Annotated in this window: 18 protein-coding genes; 13 read left to right on the forward strand and 5 right to left on the reverse strand. The window is 74.4% G+C overall.

The annotated features are described in order from the left end of the window. The first annotated feature begins 25 nt into the window (after window positions 1-25). On the forward strand, window positions 26-1,252 hold the full coding sequence (locus tag PH189_RS22875) for a fatty acid desaturase family protein (protein ID WP_274191142.1): 1,227 nt from the start codon (window positions 26-28) through the stop codon (window positions 1,250-1,252). A 1-nt stretch (window position 1,253) separates the two neighbouring features. On the opposite strand, the gene PH189_RS22880 is transcribed toward PH189_RS22875, so the two are convergent. After that, on the reverse strand, window positions 1,254-2,609 hold the full coding sequence (locus PH189_RS22880) for an MSMEG_0569 family flavin-dependent oxidoreductase (protein ID WP_274191143.1): 1,356 nt from the start codon (window positions 2,607-2,609) through the stop codon (window positions 1,254-1,256). Window positions 2,610-3,108: 499 nt separating this feature from the next. Here PH189_RS22880 and PH189_RS30550 point away from each other — a divergent pair, with 499 nt between their 5' ends. Next, window positions 3,109-4,248, forward strand: coding sequence for a DUF222 domain-containing protein (locus PH189_RS30550; protein ID WP_378015055.1), 1,140 nt, complete (start codon window positions 3,109-3,111; stop codon window positions 4,246-4,248). Beyond that, window positions 4,245-4,841: an HNH endonuclease signature motif containing protein gene (locus PH189_RS22885; protein WP_274191144.1), complete on the forward strand. Its 597-nt coding sequence runs from the start codon at window positions 4,245-4,247 to the stop codon at window positions 4,839-4,841. The genes PH189_RS30550 and PH189_RS22885 overlap by 4 nt, the downstream gene beginning before the upstream one ends. 12 nt (window positions 4,842-4,853) lie before the next feature. On the opposite strand, the gene PH189_RS22890 is transcribed toward PH189_RS22885, so the two are convergent. Further along, window positions 4,854-5,747 carry an isocitrate lyase/phosphoenolpyruvate mutase family protein gene (locus PH189_RS22890; RefSeq protein WP_274191145.1) on the reverse strand — a complete coding sequence of 298 codons (894 nt, stop codon included), beginning with the start codon at window positions 5,745-5,747 and terminating at the stop codon, window positions 4,854-4,856. Window positions 5,748-5,846: 99 nt separating this feature from the next. Between PH189_RS22890 and PH189_RS22895 the strand changes: the two genes are divergently transcribed. Then, complete coding sequence (locus PH189_RS22895; RefSeq protein ID WP_274191146.1) at window positions 5,847-7,019, forward strand: FAD-dependent monooxygenase; 1,173 nt, start codon at window positions 5,847-5,849, stop codon at window positions 7,017-7,019. Between the two features lie 76 nt (window positions 7,020-7,095). Here the strand turns inward: PH189_RS22895 and PH189_RS22900 are convergent, their stop codons facing one another. Beyond that, on the reverse strand, window positions 7,096-8,526 hold the full coding sequence (locus PH189_RS22900; protein WP_274191147.1) for an amidohydrolase family protein: 1,431 nt from the start codon (window positions 8,524-8,526) through the stop codon (window positions 7,096-7,098). 192 nt (window positions 8,527-8,718) lie between these two features. On the opposite strand from PH189_RS22900, the gene PH189_RS22905 reads away from it, so the two are divergent. Beyond that, window positions 8,719-9,525, forward strand: a complete 807-nt coding sequence (locus PH189_RS22905) for an IclR family transcriptional regulator domain-containing protein (protein WP_274191148.1) — start codon at window positions 8,719-8,721, stop codon at window positions 9,523-9,525. Window positions 9,526-9,534: 9 nt separating this feature from the next. Here the strand turns inward: PH189_RS22905 and PH189_RS22910 are convergent, their stop codons facing one another. Further along, window positions 9,535-10,482, reverse strand: a complete 948-nt coding sequence (locus PH189_RS22910) for an acyl-CoA dehydrogenase family protein (protein ID WP_274191149.1) — start codon at window positions 10,480-10,482, stop codon at window positions 9,535-9,537. On the opposite strand from PH189_RS22910, the gene PH189_RS22915 reads away from it, so the two are divergent. The 7 genes from PH189_RS22915 (at window position 10,445) to PH189_RS22945 (ending at window position 15,962) form a co-directional block, all read left to right on the forward strand. Next, window positions 10,445-10,726: a prolyl oligopeptidase family serine peptidase gene (locus PH189_RS22915; RefSeq protein ID WP_274191150.1), complete on the forward strand. Its 282-nt coding sequence runs from the start codon at window positions 10,445-10,447 to the stop codon at window positions 10,724-10,726. The genes PH189_RS22910 and PH189_RS22915 overlap by 38 nt on opposite strands. Before the next feature lie 71 nt (window positions 10,727-10,797). Then, the gene (locus PH189_RS22920; protein ID WP_274191151.1) at window positions 10,798-11,979 is read left to right on the forward strand and encodes a CaiB/BaiF CoA transferase family protein; all 1,182 of its coding nucleotides are present in this window, start codon (window positions 10,798-10,800) and stop codon (window positions 11,977-11,979) included. Next, on the forward strand, window positions 11,976-12,788 hold the full coding sequence (locus PH189_RS22925; RefSeq protein ID WP_274191152.1) for a citryl-CoA lyase: 813 nt from the start codon (window positions 11,976-11,978) through the stop codon (window positions 12,786-12,788). The genes PH189_RS22920 and PH189_RS22925 overlap by 4 nt, the downstream gene beginning before the upstream one ends. A gap of 17 nt (window positions 12,789-12,805) precedes the next feature. Further along, window positions 12,806-13,684 carry a dioxygenase family protein gene (locus PH189_RS22930; RefSeq protein WP_274191153.1) on the forward strand — a complete coding sequence of 293 codons (879 nt, stop codon included), beginning with the start codon at window positions 12,806-12,808 and terminating at the stop codon, window positions 13,682-13,684. Between the two features lie 22 nt (window positions 13,685-13,706). After that, window positions 13,707-14,741, forward strand: a complete 1,035-nt coding sequence (locus PH189_RS22935; RefSeq protein WP_274191154.1) for a 5-methyltetrahydropteroyltriglutamate--homocysteine methyltransferase — start codon at window positions 13,707-13,709, stop codon at window positions 14,739-14,741. A gap of 98 nt (window positions 14,742-14,839) precedes the next feature. Continuing rightward, window positions 14,840-15,346 carry a hypothetical protein gene (locus tag PH189_RS22940; RefSeq protein ID WP_274191155.1) on the forward strand — a complete coding sequence of 169 codons (507 nt, stop codon included), beginning with the start codon at window positions 14,840-14,842 and terminating at the stop codon, window positions 15,344-15,346. A gap of 1 nt (window position 15,347) precedes the next feature. Further along, the gene (locus PH189_RS22945) at window positions 15,348-15,962 is read left to right on the forward strand and encodes a hypothetical protein (RefSeq protein ID WP_274191156.1); all 615 of its coding nucleotides are present in this window, start codon (window positions 15,348-15,350) and stop codon (window positions 15,960-15,962) included. Window positions 15,963-15,964: 2 nt separating this feature from the next. Here the strand turns inward: PH189_RS22945 and PH189_RS22950 are convergent, their stop codons facing one another. Further along, window positions 15,965-17,935 carry an acyl-CoA thioesterase/bile acid-CoA:amino acid N-acyltransferase family protein gene (locus PH189_RS22950; RefSeq protein ID WP_274191157.1) on the reverse strand — a complete coding sequence of 657 codons (1,971 nt, stop codon included), beginning with the start codon at window positions 17,933-17,935 and terminating at the stop codon, window positions 15,965-15,967. A gap of 157 nt (window positions 17,936-18,092) precedes the next feature. Here PH189_RS22950 and PH189_RS22955 point away from each other — a divergent pair, with 157 nt between their 5' ends. Continuing rightward, window positions 18,093-19,307: a PucR family transcriptional regulator gene (locus tag PH189_RS22955; protein ID WP_274191158.1), complete on the forward strand. Its 1,215-nt coding sequence runs from the start codon at window positions 18,093-18,095 to the stop codon at window positions 19,305-19,307. Window positions 19,308-19,365 lie beyond the last annotated feature (58 nt).

The raw sequence follows: 19,365 nt of genomic DNA on the forward strand, positions 1-19,365 counted from the left end.
GTCCCCCGCCGGAGAGGAACCGACCATGGCCATTGCCGACGTCAAGGAGTTCGCCCACCTCAGTGAGGCGGACGTGGAGGCCCTCGGCCGCGAGTTCGACCAGATCCGCGCCGACTTCGAGGAGAAGCGCGGCGATGAGGACGCCGCCTACATCCGCCGACTGATCACGATCCAGCGCCGGCTCAACGTCGCCGGACGCGCCCTGCTCTTCGGCAGCCACCGCCGCGAGCTGTGGTGGGCCGGGGCGCTGACGCTCTCCGTGGCCAAGATCCTCGAGAACATGGAGATCGGCCACAACGTCATGCACGGCCAGTGGGACTGGATGAACGATCCGGAGGTCCACTCGGCCACGTGGGAGTGGGACAACGTCTGCCCCGCGGACCAGTGGAAGCACTCCCACAACTACCTGCACCACACGTACACGAACGTCATCGGCAAGGACAAGGACGTCGGGTACGAGATCCTCCGCGTCCGGTCCGACCAGCCGTGGCACCCGTACTACCTGACCCAGCCCGTGGTGAACACGCTGCTGATGCTGGCGTTCGAGTACGGCGTGTCCCTGCACGACCTCGACATCGAGGGCCTGCGGAAGATGGAGCTCGAGGACCCGGAGGAGTTCAAGCGCAAGCTGCAGGGCATCGCGCAGAAGCAGGCCCGCCAGATCGGCAAGGACTACGTCCTCTTCCCGGCCCTGGCCGGCAAGAACTTCGTCCCCACCGCGACGGCGAACTTCACGGCGAACATCATCCGCAACATCTGGTCCTACGCGATCATCTTCTGCGGACACTTCCCCGACGGGGCCGAGGTGTTCACCGAGGAGGAGCTGGAGAACGAGACGCAGGGCGAGTGGTACCTGCGCCAGCTGCTCGGCTCGGCGAACTTCACCGGCAACCGGCTGATGCACGTGATGTCGGGCAGCCTCGGCTACCAGATCGAGCACCACCTGTACCCGGACCTGCCGTCCAACCGGTACCCGGAGATCCAGGAGCGCGTCCTCGCGCTGTGCGAGAAGTACGACCTGCCCTACACCACCGGGGCGTTCCCGCGGCAGTTCTGGCAGGCCACGCGCTCGATCTGGCGGCTCTCGCTGCCGGCGAAGAAGATGCGCGAGGCCTCGCAGCGTCGTCAGGCCCGCGGCCTGCCGCGCAGCGCGGGCGCGGTCAACGCCACGGGCTCGGACAGCCCGGACACGCCGCAGACCCCGCCGGCCCCGGCGAACACCCCGGGGCACCCGGGGCCGAACCAGGCCTGAGTCACGAGCCCAGCGCGAGGACGTTGCAGACGTCCCCGCGTGGCCCGGTGCTCGTCAGGCCGCGCTGGGAGCGGATGCGCTCGGCGAGGTACTCGGCGTCGCGCCCGACGCCCGAGAACCGTCCCGAGCCCCAGGTCCACTGCCACGGCAGGCCCAGGAAGTAGAGCCCGGGGGAGCTGGTGACGCCGCGGGTGTGGGTCGGCGCGCCGCGTCCGGTGAACACCGGCACGTCGACCCACCGGAAGTCCTGGCGGAAGCCGATGCACCAGACCACCGAGGTGATGTCGGTGTCCGCCAGCGCCAGCTCGGTCGTCTCGGCCTCCGGGCGCCACACCGGCGTGTAGCGCTCCTCGGCCGGGACGTCGAGCTGCTCCTGCACGATGTACTTGTCGATCGTGTCCTTGATCGACTCGGAGACCTCGTCGGCATGGTCCAGCCGCTCGGTGAGGTCCGGGTTGAAGTGCAGCGTCCCGTCGCGGTGGTCGGTCATGAGGCCGTAGAGCCTCATGCCGTCCCTCGCGTGGGCCCGCAGGTCGATGTCGCGGCCGCCGTCACGACCGGTGACGTAGTGGTTGGCCTGGGCCCGTACGGCCTCACGGCGCGGGTGCTCGGTGACGGGCATGTCGTAGTAGCCCATCTCCGCGAGCCAGTCGGTGACGTCGCGGCCGCGGTAGAAGCGCGCGACCCGCGGGGCGTCGCCGACGACGAGGTGCACCCGGCGGCCCTCGAGGTGCAGGTCCTCCGCGATCTGCGCGCCGGACTGACCGCTGCCGACCACCAGGACCTCGCCGGGCGGCAGCTGCGCCCCGGACTTGTAGTCCTGCGACTGCACCTGGGTGATCCCGGCCGGCAGCGGCTGGGACATCGGCGGGGTGATCGGCGTGTGGTACCCGCCGGTGGCCACGACGACCTGGTCGGCGGTGAGCTCGCCCGCGTTCGTCGTCACCCGGTACGTGCCGCGGTCGTCGCGGGCGAGCCGCGTGACCTCGACGCCCTCGACCACCGGCGGCTCGATGAACGCGCGGTAGGCCTCGAGGTAGTCGACGATCTGGTCGCGGACCATGAACCCGTGCGGGTCCTCCCCGGCGTAGGGGAAGTCGGGCAGCTGGCACTGCCAGTTGGGGGTGACCAGGCAGAACGTGTCCCACCGGTAGGTCTTCCACGAGTGCGCCACCACGGCGCGCTCCAGCACGACGTGGTCGACCCCCTGCCGCTGCAGGCACCGGCTCATCGACAGCCCGGCCTGTCCGCCGCCCACGATCACCACCGGCCAGTGGCCCCCGGCCAGGTCCTCGGGGCCCGTCGGGCGGCGTCGTGAGGACCGGTTCTCCGGAGCCGTGTCGGTGGACAGCGCCATGATCACTCCTGCGTCACGTGAGAGCGGGATCGGGTCGACGTCGACCGGTGATCCCTACGATGCGCAGGGCCTGTTGCCGGGTGGTTGCCGCCGGACTGCCGCGGCGTTGCCGCGTGTAACGGCGCGGAGGAGCCGCCGGGAGCGATGGCGCGGCGATCGTCGTCGTCGAGGGTCGAGCGTGGCGCGGGTTGACGCGCGCGGCAGGGCTCCCGATGGTGGCGGAGTACGCCCCCGACGGGGTGCGGCCCGACGGTGCGGGGCCCGGCCGGCCACCCGCGGGCCCGAGGTGAGCGCTGGGCGATGGCAGGCCCTGCCGCTGCGGGCGCGTCCCACGTCGGCTCGCTCATCCATGTGCGAACGGTGGTCCGGCCCGGCGGCGGCCTGCCGAGAGCAGGCGCTGGAGGGCCATGCCACGGGAAGATCTGCCCGGTTCGAGGACGCCCGAGGGGATGAGGTGGGATTGCCCCGTGGCGCATGTGTGACTGGTATCATCGAACACATGTTCGACAGGGGCTACGCGACGGTGGTGGAGGAGCCACGTCCGTCCGCCGTGCCGCTGTGGTCGTCCTGGGTTCCCGGTCCCGAGCTCGCGGCGGCGCTGGCCGGATCGGAGGCCGTCGATCTCGTCGACGACGAGGGCCACGACGCCGCTGAACGTCTCGCCGGCTGGGAGGCGATCGCGAACTGGGCGACCGGCCACCTCTACCGCGAGACCGGCGAGTACCTCCACGCCCGTCAGGGCCGCGTCCGTGGGGCCGGACGTGCGGAGCTGGTGTCCGAGGCCGTGGCGATGGAGGTCGCCACGCTCGCCCGGGTGGCGCCGCGCACCGGGGAGATCCGCATCCACCAGGCCGAGACCCTGATCGACCAGCTGCCCCGCACCCTCGACGCGCTCGAGGCCGGACAGATCTCGATGTCGCACGTGCGGGTCGTGATCGAGCAGACCGAGCTGTGCGATCCGGGGACGGCCCGTGCCGTGGACGCCGAGCTGTGGTCCCGCCCGGCCCGTGACCGGACGCCGACCCAACTGCGTGCTCTGGTGCGCCGCATCGTCACCCGGCTCGATCCCGACCTGCTGCGCCGTCGGCCCGAGCAGGCGCGGAAGGACCGCGATCTGCGGTACTGGTCGGACGACCACGGCGCCACCGCGTCCTGCAGCTGCGCCTGCCCGCCGACGAGGCGCGCGGGGTCTACGCGGTCATCGACGGGTTCGCCCGTCGCGCCGGCGACGGTCCCGACGGCGAGAAGCGCGACCTCGCGCAGAAGCGCGCCGACACAACCCGCGACCTCCTCCTCGACGGCGCCACCGCCCGCGACGATGGTTGCGCGGGCGACTGCTCCTGCGGCTCCGCCGAGGGGGTGGGAGGAGACGGCGTCGGCGGCGCGACGAATGAGGCGCCCGATGGGTCGACCGACACGGCGCCTCGTGGGCCGACGGACACGACGCCCGATGGGCCGACCGACACCGCGCCCTACGGGACGACTGGGACGACGACCTGCGACGGCGACCCGGCGGCCAGCCCTTCCGACGCAGAGGCCAACCCCGACCCCCGGACCTCGCCCATCGAGGACCAGCGCGACCCGGTGCGGGGGGTACAGGTCGGTGCCCGGTCGCCCGTGCGGGCCGAGATCCGGGTGACCATCGGGTGGGACGTCCTGGCCGGGTTCTCGGACCGGCCCGCGGAGCTCGAGGGCCACGGCCCGATCCCGGCCGAGATGGGTCGCCGGCTGGCGGGCGACCCGGGCTCGTGGTGGCGGCGGCTCCTCACCGACCCGGTCACCGGAACGGCCTCCCACCTCGACGCCCGGCGCTACCGACCACCCGTGTCGATGCAGGAGTTCGTGCGCGCCCGGGACATGACCTGCGCGGCACCCGGCTGTCGAGTGCCGGCCGCGCGCTGCGACCTCGACCACGTCGTGCCGTACGAGCACGGCCGTCCGGGCGGCGGTGCCGGGCCGACGCGCGCCGACAAGCTCAAGCCGGAGTACCGGCGGCACCACCGGCTCAAGACGTTGTCCGACTGGACGGCCGAGCTCGGCCCGGATCCCGAGGGCGGAGGGGAGGCCGTGATCATCTGGACCTCGCCGTCCGGGCACCGCTGGTGGGTGCGGCCGCCCGAGCTCGACCCGCCCTCGTGGGAACGCCCGACGGACGACTGGCCCCGGGAGGTCGACTCGTGGCGACGGCGCGAGGCCGATCCGACCGTCGGCTCCTGGCCGCGCGCGGGCTGACGAATGCCGTGGTCACCCGTCGCCCTCGGTCATGAGCGCGACCAGCCGGGCGTAGGGGAGCTCGTCGGCCCCCGCGAGCGCGCCCCACCCGCGCCCGGCGGTGGTGTCCGCGACGATCGCGAGGGCGCGGGCGAGGGCGGCTCGGTAGAGCGAGGAGCCGAAGCTGATCCGGCGCACCCCGAGGGCCGCGAGCTCGTCGAGCCCGAGCCCCAGGTCGCGGGAGGCCAACAGGTTCACGGGGACGCCGTCGCAGGCGCCGACCAGCGCGCCGACGAGGTCCGCGACCGAGCCCAGCTCGTTCCCCGTGCGCTGAATGCCCGGCACGAACAGGCATGTGGCCCCGGCCGCGCGGTAGCGCTCGAGGCGGTCGAGGGCGAGTCCGAGGCGTTCGGCCGACCGGCCCTCGGGGGTCCAGAAGACGTCGGTGCGCGCGTTCAGCACCGCCACCGACGACAGCTCGCGGATCGCGGACGCTGCCGCGGCGACGATCTCCGCCTGCATGCCGACGTCGCGGAGCCGGCCGGTCGCGGGGTCGGTGTCCTCGATGTTCACCCCGCTCGCGCCGGCGAGGACGGTGCGCGAGACGGTCCCGTGCACCTCCTCCGGGGTCGCGCCGAAGCCCGCTTCCAGGTCGACGGTCACGGGCACGTCCTCGGCGGCGACCGCCTCGATGACGGCAGCCGCGCCGGCGATCGCTGCGTCCCGTCCCATCCGCTCGCCGTCGGCGAGACCCGCCGTGGCGGCGACGGCCGCGCTCGACGTCGCGATGGCGACCGTGCCGGGGCGGGCGGCAAGGACCCTGGCGCTCCCCGCGTCCCACGCGTTGGGCAGCAGGAAGAGCTGCTCGTGCGCCGCCGCGAAGCGCTCTGCGCGGGCCTGAGCCGCGTCAGAGAGGGGGGAAGCCATGACGACACGCTAGGTCGGCGTCGCTTCGGTGATCGCCGAACCTCCCGCTCCCCGGGAGTCGCGCTGCGCCGGGGCGGCGGTGGGAGCGAGGGTGTCCCTGTGCGTACGGACGTGGTCGTCGTCGGCGCCGGCCCCGCGGGGCTGGTGCTCGCCTGGCTCCTGCAGCGGGCGGGGGTGGCGACGACGGTCGTCGAGTCCCAGCCGCAGACCGAGCTCGGCCTCCTGCCGAAGGCCGGCATCGTCGAGTACCGGACGGTGCAGATGCTCACCGCGGAGGGCCTCGGCGACACGGTCCTGCCGTTCGCGGCCGAGAACCGGCGCTGCGAGTTCCGGACGGCCGACGAGTCGGTCGTCGTCGACTACGCCGAGATCACCGGCGGCCGCCCGCACTACGTCTTCCCGCAGCACGAGCTGGTCGCGCGGGTGGCGGCCTCCTTCCTCGACGAGGGCGGCTCGGTCCTGTTCGAGCACCGGGTCACGGCCGTCGAGCAGGACGCCGACGGTGCGCGGCTGTCGGTGACCGGTCCGGACGGCCCGCTGGAGATCCTCGCCGACACCGTCGTCGGCTGCGACGGCGCGGGCAGCGCGGTGGCGCGCTCCCTGCGGGGGCACCTGAGCGTCCACGACCGCCACCACCCCATGCGCTTCCTCGTGATCAGCGCCGCGATGCCGCCCCTGGTCGACCACACCATCTACGCCGCCCACCCGCGGGGCTACGCCGCGCACATGCGCCGGCTGCCCGACGTCACCCGGCTCTACCTCGAGGTGCCGGCCGGCGACACCGCCGCCGACTGGCCCGCCCCGCGGCTGCGCGAGGAGCTGGGCCGGCGCCTCGGCGCGGACCTCGGCGACGTCGAGCTACCCGAGGTCGACGTCCTCGACCTGCGGGTCCGGGTGACGACGCCGATGCAGCACGGGCGGGTGTTCCTCGTCGGCGACGCCGCGCACCTGATCACCCCCGCCGGTGGCAAGGGCATGAACCTCGCGCTCGGCGACGCCGTCGAGCTCGCCCATGGGCTGATCGAGCAGTACGGACCGCAGCGCGACGGCACCCGCACCGCGCGCTACAGCGACACCCGCCTGCCGGTGATCTGGCGGACCGAGGCGTTCTCCGACTGGTTCCTGCGCGTCATCACCGCCCCGCCCGGCGCCGGGGACGACCGCGACGGCTTCGGGCTCGGCCTGCGCGAGGGCTGGGTGTCGACGCTGCAGCACGACCCGCTGCTGCGGCGCTGGTTCGCCCACGCCTACGCGGGCGTCGACCCGGAATGAGACCCGGAAATGACACGGCGGCCCCGCCCCGGGTCCCGGCACGGAGGCAGTCGCGCGCGTCGGCGCTCTGCGGGGGTCAGGCGCCGTGCGTCGCCGCGGAGCGGTAGTCCGTGTACTGGTAGGGGTTGTCGAGGATCTTCGTCTCGGGGATGTCGGGGTTCATGCCCTGGCGCCAGTCGTCCTCGCCGAGCTCGCCGCGCAGGTGGTCGACGGTCTCCTCCACCGCGCGCCGTGCGGCGCCCAGGTCGACCCCGACGAGACGGTGGTCGCGCTTGACGACGCGGCCGTCGACGAGCACGGCCTCGACGTCGCCGCGCTGGGCCTGGAACGCGACGTGCCCGTGCGGGTGCAGGATCGGGAAGCTCACCGGCGAGTGCTCGTTGCGGATCAGCACGAGGTCGGCCTTCTTGCCCACCTCGACGCTGCCGAGGTCGGCCTCGCGCCCGAGGGCCCGCGCGCCGCCGCGGGTGGCCATGTCGACCACGTGCTCGGCGCGCAGCGCGGCGTGGGTGACGGTCTCGCCGCGGGCGTGGGCCTCGAGATGCTCGCGGGAGCGGTCGGCGCCGAGGGTGGTGCGCATCGCGGTGAACAGGTCGCCCGACCACCACACCGAGGTGTCCATCGACAGGGACACCGGGATGTCGTGGCTGCGCAGGGCCCAGGTGGGCGGGTAGCCCTGTCCGGCGCTCTGCTCGCTCTCGGTGGACACCGACACCGAGCCGCCGGTGGCCGCGATCCGGTGGTACGAGTCGGCGGACAGCGTCGCCGCGTGGACGTAGATCGTCTCCGGCGCCATGAAGCCGTGCTCGTACATGAGGCGGATGCCGTCGTCGTTGGTCGCGCCCCAGACGCCGGCGTGGGTGGTCACCGGGAGGCCGAGGTCGCGGGCGACCTCGAACGCCGGCTTCTCCGGGAACGACGGATCGCCGGTGACGTCGAACGCGAGCTGGAAGCCCTCGACGTCGCTGCGGCGCCGGTCGAGGAAGTCGCGGAGCTCGGAGGTCCCCGTCCAGTTCGCGGGGGCGTCCTGGATGTTGCCGTAGGCGAGCAGGAAGCGGCCGGGCACGGCGGCGAGGGCGTCGACGGCGGCGTCGGCGTGCTGGGTGGTCTGCAACCCGTGCGACCAGTCGACGCAGGTGGTGACGCCGGCGTCGATCGCCTCGATGGCGGCGACCAGGTTGCCCGCGTGCACGTCCTGCGGGCGGAACTTGCGCCCGTGCTCGAGGTAGTACCAGACGAAGTACTGCGTGAGCGTCCAGTCGGCGCCGTAGCCGCGCATGGCCGTCTGCCACATGTGCCGGTGGGTGTCGACCATGCCCGGCATCACGATGCCGCCGCGCGCGTCGATCTCCTCGGTGCCCGCCGGCACCTCGAGGCCGACCCCGACGCCGGCGATGCGGTCGTCGACGACGAGCACGTCGTGGCCCTCGAGCACGGTGTGCCCGGTGTCGACGGTGAGCACGGTGCCGCCGCGCAGGACGACGGGGCGCCGCTCGGGCTGGCTCATGGACGGGCTCCTGCCACTCGCGGACGGATGTCCGGCAGACGGTCAGATGATGTGGGTCACTGTCGTCCAGCGATGGTCCAGCTGTCAACGACCTGACGCGCGCGACCCGGTGACCGGGATCGGCGGGTGCTGTCCGCCAGGCGGACATGCGGTTACGCTCCCGCCACCCGGACCTCGAGGAGGGTGGTGGGAGTGCCACGGGACGGAGCGGGCCCGGACTTCATCGAGGCCCTCGCGCGCGGCCTGGACGTGATCACGGCGTTCAAGGCCGGGCGCCCGGTGATGACGCTCGCCGAGGTGGCCGCCACGACCGGGCTCGCGCGCCCCACGGCGCGACGCATCCTGCTCACCCTCGCCGAGCTGGGGTACGTCCGCGCCGGCGAGCGCGGCTTCACCCTGACGCCCCGGGTACTCGACCTCGGCGTGGCCTACGTCGACGCGCTGGGCCTGTGGGACATCGCGCGCCCGCACCTCGAACGCCTGGTGGAGCGCACCGGCGAGTCGTGCTCGGTCGCGCAGCTCGACGGCTCCGACATCGTCTACGTCGCGCGCGTGGCCGTCCCGAAGATCGTGTCGCTGACCGTGCAGATCGGAACGCGCTTCCCCGCGCTGCCGACGTCGCTGGGCAAGGTGCAGCTCGCCGCCCTGGCGCCCGACGAGCTCGAGCGCATCCTCGCCGAGCCCACCCGCTCCGGTCTGACGGCGCGCTGGCGCCCCGACCGCGAGGAGCGCGACGCCGCGCTGCGCGAGGTGCGCGCCCGTGGCTGGGCGCTCACAGACGAGCAGCTGGCGCCGGGCATCCGCTCGGTGGCCGCACCCCTGCGCGACGGCGAGGGCCGCGTGATCGCCGGGGTCAACGTCAACTGCCACGCCGCCGAGACCTCGGTGGCCCACCTCGTCGAGCACCACCTGCCCCTGCTGCTGCAGGCCGCGGGCGACATCTCCGCCGACTTCGCGAGCCGGGAGAGGCTGCCGCGGGTCACCGCCCCGGCGTCGTGAGCCCCCGGCTCAGGAGGCCGGATCCACCAGGTCCAGGAACACCCACGTCGCGCCGGGCGCCAGCCCCGCCAGGCGGCGCCCGCACCCGTGCCGGACGGCCGGTCCGGACGTGACGTGCTGGGTCCCGCCGTGCAGGTCGCGGAAGACGCGGTTGAGGTCCCCGCTGCGCAGCGCAGTCGTGCCCGCCCACTGGTAGACGGTCCGCCCGACGTCCTGGGCCGCGGTCGTCGCGGTGTGCAGGGCGAGCCGCAGGAGCGTCTCCTGGTCGGCGGTGAGGTGCTCACCGCGGTCGAGGGTGGCCTCGACGTCGGCCCATACCTCCATGTTCCAGGCGCGGGCCGAGCGCAGCGTCGCCTCCGCGCGGGCGTAGTCGGCGTGGAACTCGGCGGTGTCGACGCCGGCGTTGCGCGTGCCGGTCCTCGCCGTCGCCACCGCCTGCATCTCGTCGAGCAGGCGCCGGCCGACGCCGAGGGCCCAGCCGACGTGCTGGAGGCTGGCGAAGTTCGCCAGTCCCAGCCGGAACACCGCCCCGCCGAGCCGCGGTTCGGTGGTGGTCGCGACGTAGGTGTACTCGGCCGGGACGAAGACGTCCTCGCAGCGGTAGTCGACGCTGCCGGTGGCCCGCAGCCCCATGACGTCCCAGTCGTCGACGATCGAGACCTGCTCCTTGGGCAGGGTGAAGACCCGCACCTCGCCGGTGTCGACCATCGCCGCGGTGTGGATGTGCGTGGCGTGGTGCAGCCCCGAGGCGAACGACCCCGAGCCGGACAGCAGGTACCCGCCGTCGACGGCGCGCGCCCGGCCCGGCCGCGTGCCCTGGCCGGCCGCGAGGGTGCGGTCGCCGTGTGCGGCGACGAGGTCGGCGAAGTGCCTCGTCGCCGACCACCTGCTGCGCAGGCCCCGTCGCTGGGCGGGTGCGGTGGTCTGGACCGGCGCCGCGTTCGGTCCGCCCGGCACCGACCGGTCGCTGCCCCCGTCGGCGTCGGACCGCCTGCCCCTGCGCGGGCTCCCGGTGCTGGTCACCAACGGTGATGCGGACCCATGGGTGCCGCTCGCGCACACCGAGGAGCTGGTCGCCGAGCTGCGTGCGCGCGGGGCCGCGCCCGAGCTGCGGGTCCAGCCCGGACGGGACCACGAGGTGGCCGTCGACGAGGTGGACGCGGCGGCGGCCCTGCTGGTCCTTCTCGCCTCACGGCCTTGACGATCTCGCCCACGGCGAGCAGGCTCCGCTTCGACGGACAGGTGTCCGGCTGGCGGACGGAGGGCGTGAGGATGGCGTCGGAGGACCACTCCGAGGGGATCGGCGGCGGGCCGCTGGCCGGGCTGGTGGTGGCCGACTTCTCGCGGGTGCTGGCCGGGCCCTACGCGACGATGCTGCTGGCGGACCTGGGTGCCGAGGTGATCAAGGTCGAGTCGCCGCAGGGCGACGAGACGCGCACCTGGATGCCGCCGAAGCGCGACGAGACGTCGACCTACTACCTCGGGATCAACCGCGGGAAGCGCTCGATCGCGCTCGATCTGCGCGACGCCGAGGACGTCGCGCTGGGCAAGGAGCTCGCCCGCCGCGCCGATGTCCTCATCGAGAACCTGCGCCCGGGCGGCATGGCCAAGTACGGGCTGGACTACGAGTCCGTCGCGGCCGACAACCCGGGGCTCGTCTACGCCTCGATCTCGGGCTTCGGGTCCACAGGCGGCGGGCACGTGCCGGGCTACGACCTCATGGTCCAGGCGGTGTCCGGCCTGATGAGCCTCACCGGCGCCCCCGACGGCCCGCCCTTCCGCGCGGGCATCTCGATCTTCGACGTGATGGCGGGCAAGGACGCGCTCATCGGCATCCTGGCCGCGCTGCGCCACCGCGACGCGACGGGGAAGGGCCAGCACGTCGAGGTCAGCCTGCTCGGCTCGGCGATGTCGGGGATGGTCAACCAGAGCTCGGCCTACGCCGCGGGCGGCGTCGTCCCCACGCGGATGGGCAACGCCCACCCCAGCGTCGTGCCCTACGAGCCGCTGCCGACCGCCGACAACGACCTCATCGTCGCCGCCGCCAACGACGGCCTGTTCCGCAAGCTGGTCGTCGTGCTCGGGCTGCCCGAGCTGGCCGACGACCCGCGGTTCCTGCGCAACGCCGACCGCACCGAGCACCGCGAGGAGCTGCGCCCGATCCTGATCGAGGCGCTCTCGGCGAAGGGCGCGGAGGAGTGGTTCGACCTCCTCGTCGACGCCGGGGTGCCGTGCGGGCCGATCAACTCCGTTGCCGGCGGCTTCGCCATCGCCGAGCGCTTCGGTCTCGACCCGATCGTCAGCGTCGGGGAGGGGGAGCGCGCGGTGCCCACCACCCGCAACCCGATCCGCTTCTCCGGCACGCCGGCGGTCTACGAGCTTCCGCCGCCGGAGCTCGACGAGCACGGCGCGGAGCTGCGTCGCTGGTTGACGACACCGGAGGGGCAGGCATGACCGAACACCCGACGGCCCTGTATCCGACTGCTCTGGGTGCGGCCTCCAAGGACGAGATCACGCTGCTCGGGCACGACCTCGCCCGCGACGTCATGGGCGAGGTCTCGTTCGGCGAGCTCGCGTTCTGGCTCGCGACCCAGCGGCGCCCGACGCCCGGGGAGACGCGGGTGTTCGAGGCGGTGCTCGCGGCGCTCGCCGACCACGGCTACACGCCCACCGCGATCATCAGCAGGCTCGCCCTCCTGTCCGCGCCCGACTCCGTGCAGGGCGCACTGGCCGCGGGTCTGCTGGCCGGAGGCTCGCGGTTCCTCGGCGTCACCGAGGACTGCGGGCGGTTCCTGCACGCGGTGCTCGTCGAGAACACGATCCCCACCGACGACGCCGGCTGGGACGCCCTCGCCCTGGAGACCGTGACGGCGCAGCGGGCGGCCGGGAGGTTCGTCCCCGGCCTCGGCCACCACGTCCACAAGGACGGCGACCCGCGCACGCCGCGGCTCATGGAGATCGCGACCGAGGAGGGCCTGTTCGGCCCGCACCTGGCGCTGTTCGCCGCGATCGGGCGGGTGCACCCCCAGGTGCTCGGCAAGACCCTGCCGCTCAACGGCGCCGGGGTGTGCGGGGCGGCGCTCGCCGACCTCGGCCTGCCGCTCGAGCTGCTGCGCGCCTTCGCGCTGCTGGCCCGCACCGCGGGACTCATCGGCCAGCTCGCCGAGGAACTGCGCCACCCCGTCGCGAACGACATCTTCCTGTCGGTGGACCGCAACAACCGCCCGACGGATCCTGATCCCTACAAGCCTGCCGACCTCTAAGCCACCAGGAGGGCGCGATGGCGCACCCGGTCACCCCCGTCGTCGTCACCGAGGACACGATCACCGATCTCGCCGCGGCCCGCTGGGGCACGGCCCACGACCCGCGCACCGCGGAGCTGATGAGCGCCCTCGTCCGCCACCTCCACGCGTTCGCGCGCGAGACCCGGCTCACCGAGGCGGAGTGGATGGCGGCGGTGCGCTGGCTCACCGACGTCGGGCAGATCAGCGACGACAAGCGCGAGGAGTTCATCCTCACCTCCGACGTGCTCGGCCTGTCGATGCTGGTCGTGCAGCAGAACCACCGCTTCGCCGAGGGCGCGACGCCCGCCACCGTGCTCGGCCCGTTCCACATCGAGGGCTCACCGGAGCTGGGCTACGGCGCGGACATGTCCCAGGGCCTGCCGGGCACCCCGCTCTACGTCCACGGCACGGTGCGCGCGCTCGACGGGACGCCGATCCCCGGCGCGGTGCTCGACGTCTGGCAGGCGGACTCCGACGGCGCCTACGAGTCGCAGCTCGACGTCGACGAGGCGCGTCTGCGCGGGAAGTACACCGCCCGCGAGGACGGCACGTACTGCGTCCGCACGATCGCCCCGCTCGGGTACGCGATCCCCATGGACGGCCCGGTCGGCACCCTCATCTCGAAGACCGACATCAGCCACTACCGGCCCGCCCACGTGCACTTCCTGCTCAACGTGCCCGGCTTCGAGCCGCTGATCACGCACCTCTTCCGGGAGGGGGCGCAGTACCTCGACAGCGACGTCGTCTTCGGCGTCAAGCGGGAGCTGGTCGTGACCTTCACCGAGCGCGAGCCGGGCCCCACGCCCGACGGCGGGCACTGCGACGTCCCGTGGTGCGAGGCCGCGTACGACTTCGTGCTGCAGCCGGCCGCCTGACCGACACCCCCGAGGAGCCCCCGTGCCGACCCTGCCCCTGCTGCCGACGTCGCTGGTCGGCAGCTACGCCCAGCCCGACTGGCTCATCGACCGCGCCAAGCTCGCGGGGCGCTTCCCGCCGCGGGTGCGGGCCAAGGAGCTGTGGCGGGTCGCCCCGGAGTTCCTCGCGCAGGCCCAGGACGACGCCACGCTCCTGGCGATCAAGGCCCAGGAGGACGCGGGCCTGGACGTCGTCACCGACGGCGAGATCCGTCGCGAGAGCTACTCGAACCACTTCGCGACGGCCCTCGACGGCGTCGACGTCGACAATCCGGGCAGCGCGCTCGACCGCAGCGGGCACCCGAACCCGGTCCCGCGCATCACCGGCCCGATCGAGCGGCCGAAGCCGATCCAGGTCGACGACCTGCGCTTCCTGCGCGCGGCGACCGACCACACGATCAAGATGACCGTGCCCGGCCCGTTCACGATGTCCCAGCAGGCCCAGGACGACCACTACGGCGACCCGGAGGCCGCGGCGATGGCGTACGCCGCGGTGGTGAACGCCGAGGTCCGCGACCTCTTCGCCGCCGGGGCGGACGTCGTGCAGATCGACGAGCCGTACATGCAGGCTCGTCCCGAGGCCGCGCGGGCCTACGGGCTGGCGGCGCTGAACGCCGCGCTCGACGGCGTCACCGGCACCACGGCGGTGCACATCTGCTTCGGTTACGCCGCGATCATCCACGAGCGGCCCGAGGGGTACTCGTTCCTGCCCGAGCTCGCGGGCAGCCCGGTCCAGCAGATCTCGATCGAGACCGCGCAGTCCGGGCTCGACCTCGGGGTGCTGCGCGACCTCACCGACAAGACGATCATCCTCGGGGTGCTCGACCTGTCCGACCCGGCGGTGGAGACGGCCGAGACCGTCGCCGGCCGCGCTCGTCGCGCCCTCGAGCTGCTCCCGCCGGAGCAGGTCGTCCTCGCCCCCGACTGCGGGCTGAAGTACCTGCCGCGCGACTCGGCCGAGGGCAAGATGCGCGCGCTCGCCGCCGGAGCGGCGCTGCTGCGCGCGGAACTCACGTAGGAGTTCACCGAGGGGCGCACCGGGAGGATCGTCCTCTCGGTCCAGTGGGTACCACCGCTCGTCAGCGCCGTTGGCGTCGTTCGAGCAGGAGGAAGCCCATGGCCGACCCCAGCGAGTCCACGAAGGCGACCCGCGCGGGTCAGCGCATCGCCGGCGCCGCCAAGCAGGCGGCCGGAGCGATCACCGACAACCAGGACCTGCGCGCCGAGGGCGAGCTCCAGCAGGAGAAGGCGGACGCGGCGAAGGAGGCACGGCGCGCCGACGAGTTCGCCGCGCAGAAGCGCGAGGAGGCCGAGGCCACCGCCCGCGAGGAGGAGCTCCGCGTCGAGCGCGAGCGCCTGGCGGCCGAGGACGCCGCCGCCGCGCGGGAGGAGCGCGCCGAGCAGGACCGGCAGGCCGAGCAGCAGCAGGCGGCCCGCGACACCGCGGTGCGCCGGCAGGCCACCGAGCAGGTCGCGCAGGCCCGCGAGCAGGACCTGCGTCGCGACGAGGTGGATGCGGTGCACGAGCGCGCCGCCGCCGAGGAGCGCGCGCAGGACGAGGAAGTCCGAGCCGAGCGGGCCCGTCGCGACGCGGCCGCGCTCGAGAACGTCGAGGAGTCCTGAGATGACCAATCCGGTGGCCGCGGTGCCGCGGACGATCGTGTCGCTGGGCTTCGGCGCGGCGCGCGTGCCGGTCGACCTGCTCGCGCAGGTGACCGGGAACGGCAACAACCGTGAATGGGGGCCGACCCTCGCCCTCGACAGCGTCGAGGCGACGGTGCGCGGGCTGCTGGGCTCGCTGCTCGGCGACCCGGAGCTGGCCGCGCAGGGTCACGTGAAGGAGGCCCGGGTGCAGCAGCGCACCGAGGCCGCGGAGCGGGACCGGGCGGCGGACGCGCGGCGCGAGGTCGCCGACGACCGGCTGCAGCGCCGGCGCGAGGAGGACCAGCAGGCCCGCGAGCAGGTGCGGAACCAGGCGCAGGAGCAGAAGCAGCAGCTGGAGCAGGAGCGCCGGCAGCGCGCGCAGGAGGCCGAGGAGCGCGAGCAGCAGCGCAAGGAACAGGCCCGGCGCGACGAGCAGAAGGCGCAGGAGCGCGCCGACGAGCACGCGAAGGAGGCCCACCGCACGCGGGTGGCCGAGGAGACCGAGGCCGTCGCCGCCGAGCGCGAGGCGGCGCAGCGCAAGGCCGAGGCCCTCGAGCTGGCGGAGGCCGCCGACGAGGCGCGTCGCCGGCGCTGACCTCAGGCGCGCGCGGTGGCGCCGGTGTACTGGACGAGGAACGCGGCCACCAGGTCCGTCGCCTCCTTCTGTGCGGCCGCCAGCCCGGGCCGTGTCCCGCCGAACGCGATGCCCCCGCTCCACGGCGCCTCGGTGGGCAGCAGCGCGCACCGGATCAGGTGCCCGGCGCCGGGGAAGGCGTGGTGCTGGTCGTCGACGCGGGCGCGACGCGCCAGCAGGGTCCGCGCCATCGGGCCGGAGGGCCAGAGCGCGTCGTCCTCGCCGGTGAGGACGAGCAGGGGACAGGCGACGTTCTCGGCCGCGATGGCCGCGTCGGCCCCGTCGATCGTGTCCCGCGCGAGGCCCGCCTCGTAGGCCGGACGCAGTCGCAGGAGGGTCGGCCGGTGCGCCGCGACGTCGCGCCGGACGCTCAGGGCATGGCGCACGAGCTGCCCCATCAGCACCCCGCTGGGGAGGGGCTGCCACGGCAGCGGGGCGCCGCGCAGCGTCCAGGAGGGGGTGCCGGGCACCTCGCCGCCGCCGCCGACCGCCTGCCACGTGACGCTGCTCGGGCTGACGAGCACGAGCGCGGTCGGGTGGACGAGCCCCGCGGCCGCGGCGGCGAGGACCCCCTCGGAGCCGCGCGAGATCGCCGTCGCGCCCACCCGCCCCGGGTCGACCGCGGCGTGGCCCGCGAGGAGGTCGAACGCCTCCGCGAACCGTTCCAGCGGCACCTCCCGGATCGCCGTCGCGGCGTCCTCCTCGGTGATCCACGAGGCCGCGAGCGCCACCAGACCCCGCGAGGCCAGCGCCGCCGCGAGCCCGATCTGGGAGTCCGACCCGCCCTCGGAGCCGCCGAAGCACGCGACCGCGGCCAGCCGGTCACCGGCGGCCGCGTCGGCGGGGAGCGCGAGGTGGGCGACGCGGCCACCGAGGTGCACGGTCTCGATCCGCACGCCGGGACCGGCCGCGTGCCGCCGGACGGTGCGCGTCGCGGACCGCCCGCCCGAGCGGGCACGCACCGTGACCTGCCACGGCTCGGCCGGCGGGACGAACATCGAGGGCGTCGGGTCCCCGCCGCCCGACAAGCCGTCGGGCGCGTCGACGCAGCGCATCGCCCAGATCGGGGCGTCGCCGTCGGGGGCGTCCCAGTCGCCGCCGGTGGGGGTGGCCCGGTCCGGGTCGACGACGCCGTCGGCGCCGGCGGGCAGCGTCGCACGCGAGCGCCACGCGCGGCCCACGAGGTCGGTGCCCTCGACCTCGAGCTCGACGGGCCCGTCGGCGCCACGCACGACGAGGTCGAACGGCTCGTCGTGGCGCCGGTCGGCGGCGAGGTCGATCTCCAGCCCGTCGGCCGCGTCGGGCGGCGGGGTGCCCTGGGCCACGGGCGCCGGGTCACCGGCGGAGCGGGCGTCGACCTCCGCCGACCGCGACGCGAACCACGGCGGGAACGCCCCCGAGATCGTGCCGCCCAGCCCGAGCAGGACGAACGGCGCCACCCAGTAGCAGAGGATCGACAGGGTGTCGGTCGAATCCAGCATGGTGGCCGACCCGTCGACGATCGGGGGGATCGCCGAGAGCAGCGTCATCAGTGCGAACAGCCCGGCCCACATCCAGGTCATCGCCGTGGTGATCGCGCGGAACCCGTCGGTGCGGGCCGTGACGGCGTCGACGGTCGGCGTCGCGTAGTCCAGGACGAACGGGCGCCCGAGGGCGAGCCCCGCGAGCACGACGGCCAGCAGCCCGGCGTTGCCCAGCGGCTGCAGCCAGCGCTCGAGCACGTCGTCCGGGACCACGAACGCGAGGACCGCCAGGACGACGAAGACCACGAGCGTGCCGGTGTCGAGCGTCCGGCCCGGTGCGTGCCGGAGTCGCCCGACCAGCAGCGCCAGCCCGGAGACGGGCACCGCGACCAGCACCGCGAGCTGGAACGGGACGTTGCCGACGAGGACCCAGTAGACGATCCAGGGCAGGAAGCCGACGACGAAGGCCATGCCCGGATGATCGGGCCCGCGCGGCTCAGGGCAGAGAGTCGGTGGCCCCCGTCGCCCGATCGGACGAGTCGTCGTCCGGCGCCGGCCCGGACGGGATGGGCTCGGAGCGCTTCGTGTGACGTGGACCGCACAGCCCGTGGCACGGCATGCTGCCGTGATGGCCGCTCCCGCCCGCCCGGACGCCGCCCGGGAGACGCGCACCGTGCTGTGCCGGGCGCTGCTGGAGGACGTCGACGGCCTCGCCGACCGGCTCACCCGGCGGATCCTCGAGCGGGAGGACGTCTACGGGGTGCTCGGCGTGCCGGTGCGCGACGACCTCCGCGCGACGTGCCGGGCGAGCCTCGAGCGCCTGCTCACCCAGCTCGCGGGCGACCTGCCCGACGACGTCGACGCGGCTGCCCTCACCGTCGACACCGGGCGTCGCCGGGCGCGCCAGGGGGTGCCGCTCGAGGTCGTGCTGCGCGCCTACCGCCAGTGCGGGCGGCTGGTCTGGGAGCGGATGCGGGCAGTGTCGCAGGAGCGCTTCGCCGGGGCGCACGACGCGGCGCTGCTCGTCGTCGCCGACGACGTCTGGCGCATCCTCGACGCGAGCTCCGACCGTCTCGTCGACGCCTACCGGCGCGAGGAGACGCGGCTGCGCGGCCTCGAGCTGGGCCGGCGCTGGGCGGTGCTCGAGGGCCTGCTCGCCGGGCGTGGGCGCGAGCCCGGCGCGGCCCGGGACGCGGCCCGGGTGCTCGACGTGGGGGAGGACGCCGAGGTCCTCTGCGTCGTCGCGCCCTTCGGGGAGGCCGACGACGACCCGCTGCCCGCACCGGCCGAGGCCCTCGCCGGCGTCGCGACCTCGATCTGGCACACCCGCGCCGCCGAGGTCGTGGGCGTGGTCGTGCCTCCCGAGGACGCGTCGGCCGCGGTCCCGGCCGTGCTCGCGGCGCTGCGCCGGCGCGCCCAGGGGCCGGTGGGCGTGTCCCCGGTGGTGCGCGGGCTCGGCGAGCTCGACGTCGCCCACCGGTGGGCGCGGCTCGCGGCCCGAACGCTCCCGCTCGGTACGGGCGCCGTCGCCGGGCTCGACGAGCGCCTGCCCGAGGCCCTGCTCGGCGAGGCGCCGGACCTCGTGCCCCGGCTGCGCCGCGCCGCCCTCGGCGACCTGCTCGACCTGCCCGGGCCCGAGCGCGCCACTCTCCTCGCCACCCTGCGCGCCGTCCTCGACGCCGACGGCTCGCCCTCGCACGCCGCGTCCGCCCTGTACTGCCACCGCAACACGGTCATGTACCGGCTCGCGCGGATCGAGACGCTCACCGGTCGCCGCCTCGCCGACGCCCGCGACCGCCTGCTCCTCGGCCTCGCCCTCGTCGCGGCGGACGAGCCGGGCTGAGCCGGGGCTCTTCCGTGAGATCACGGGCACGTGGCGCACCTCGCGTGGCTCTCCCAGG

This window comes from Actinomycetospora chibensis (assembly GCF_028737215.1).
Taxonomy (GTDB): Bacteria; Actinomycetota; Actinomycetes; order Mycobacteriales; family Pseudonocardiaceae; genus Actinomycetospora; species Actinomycetospora chibensis.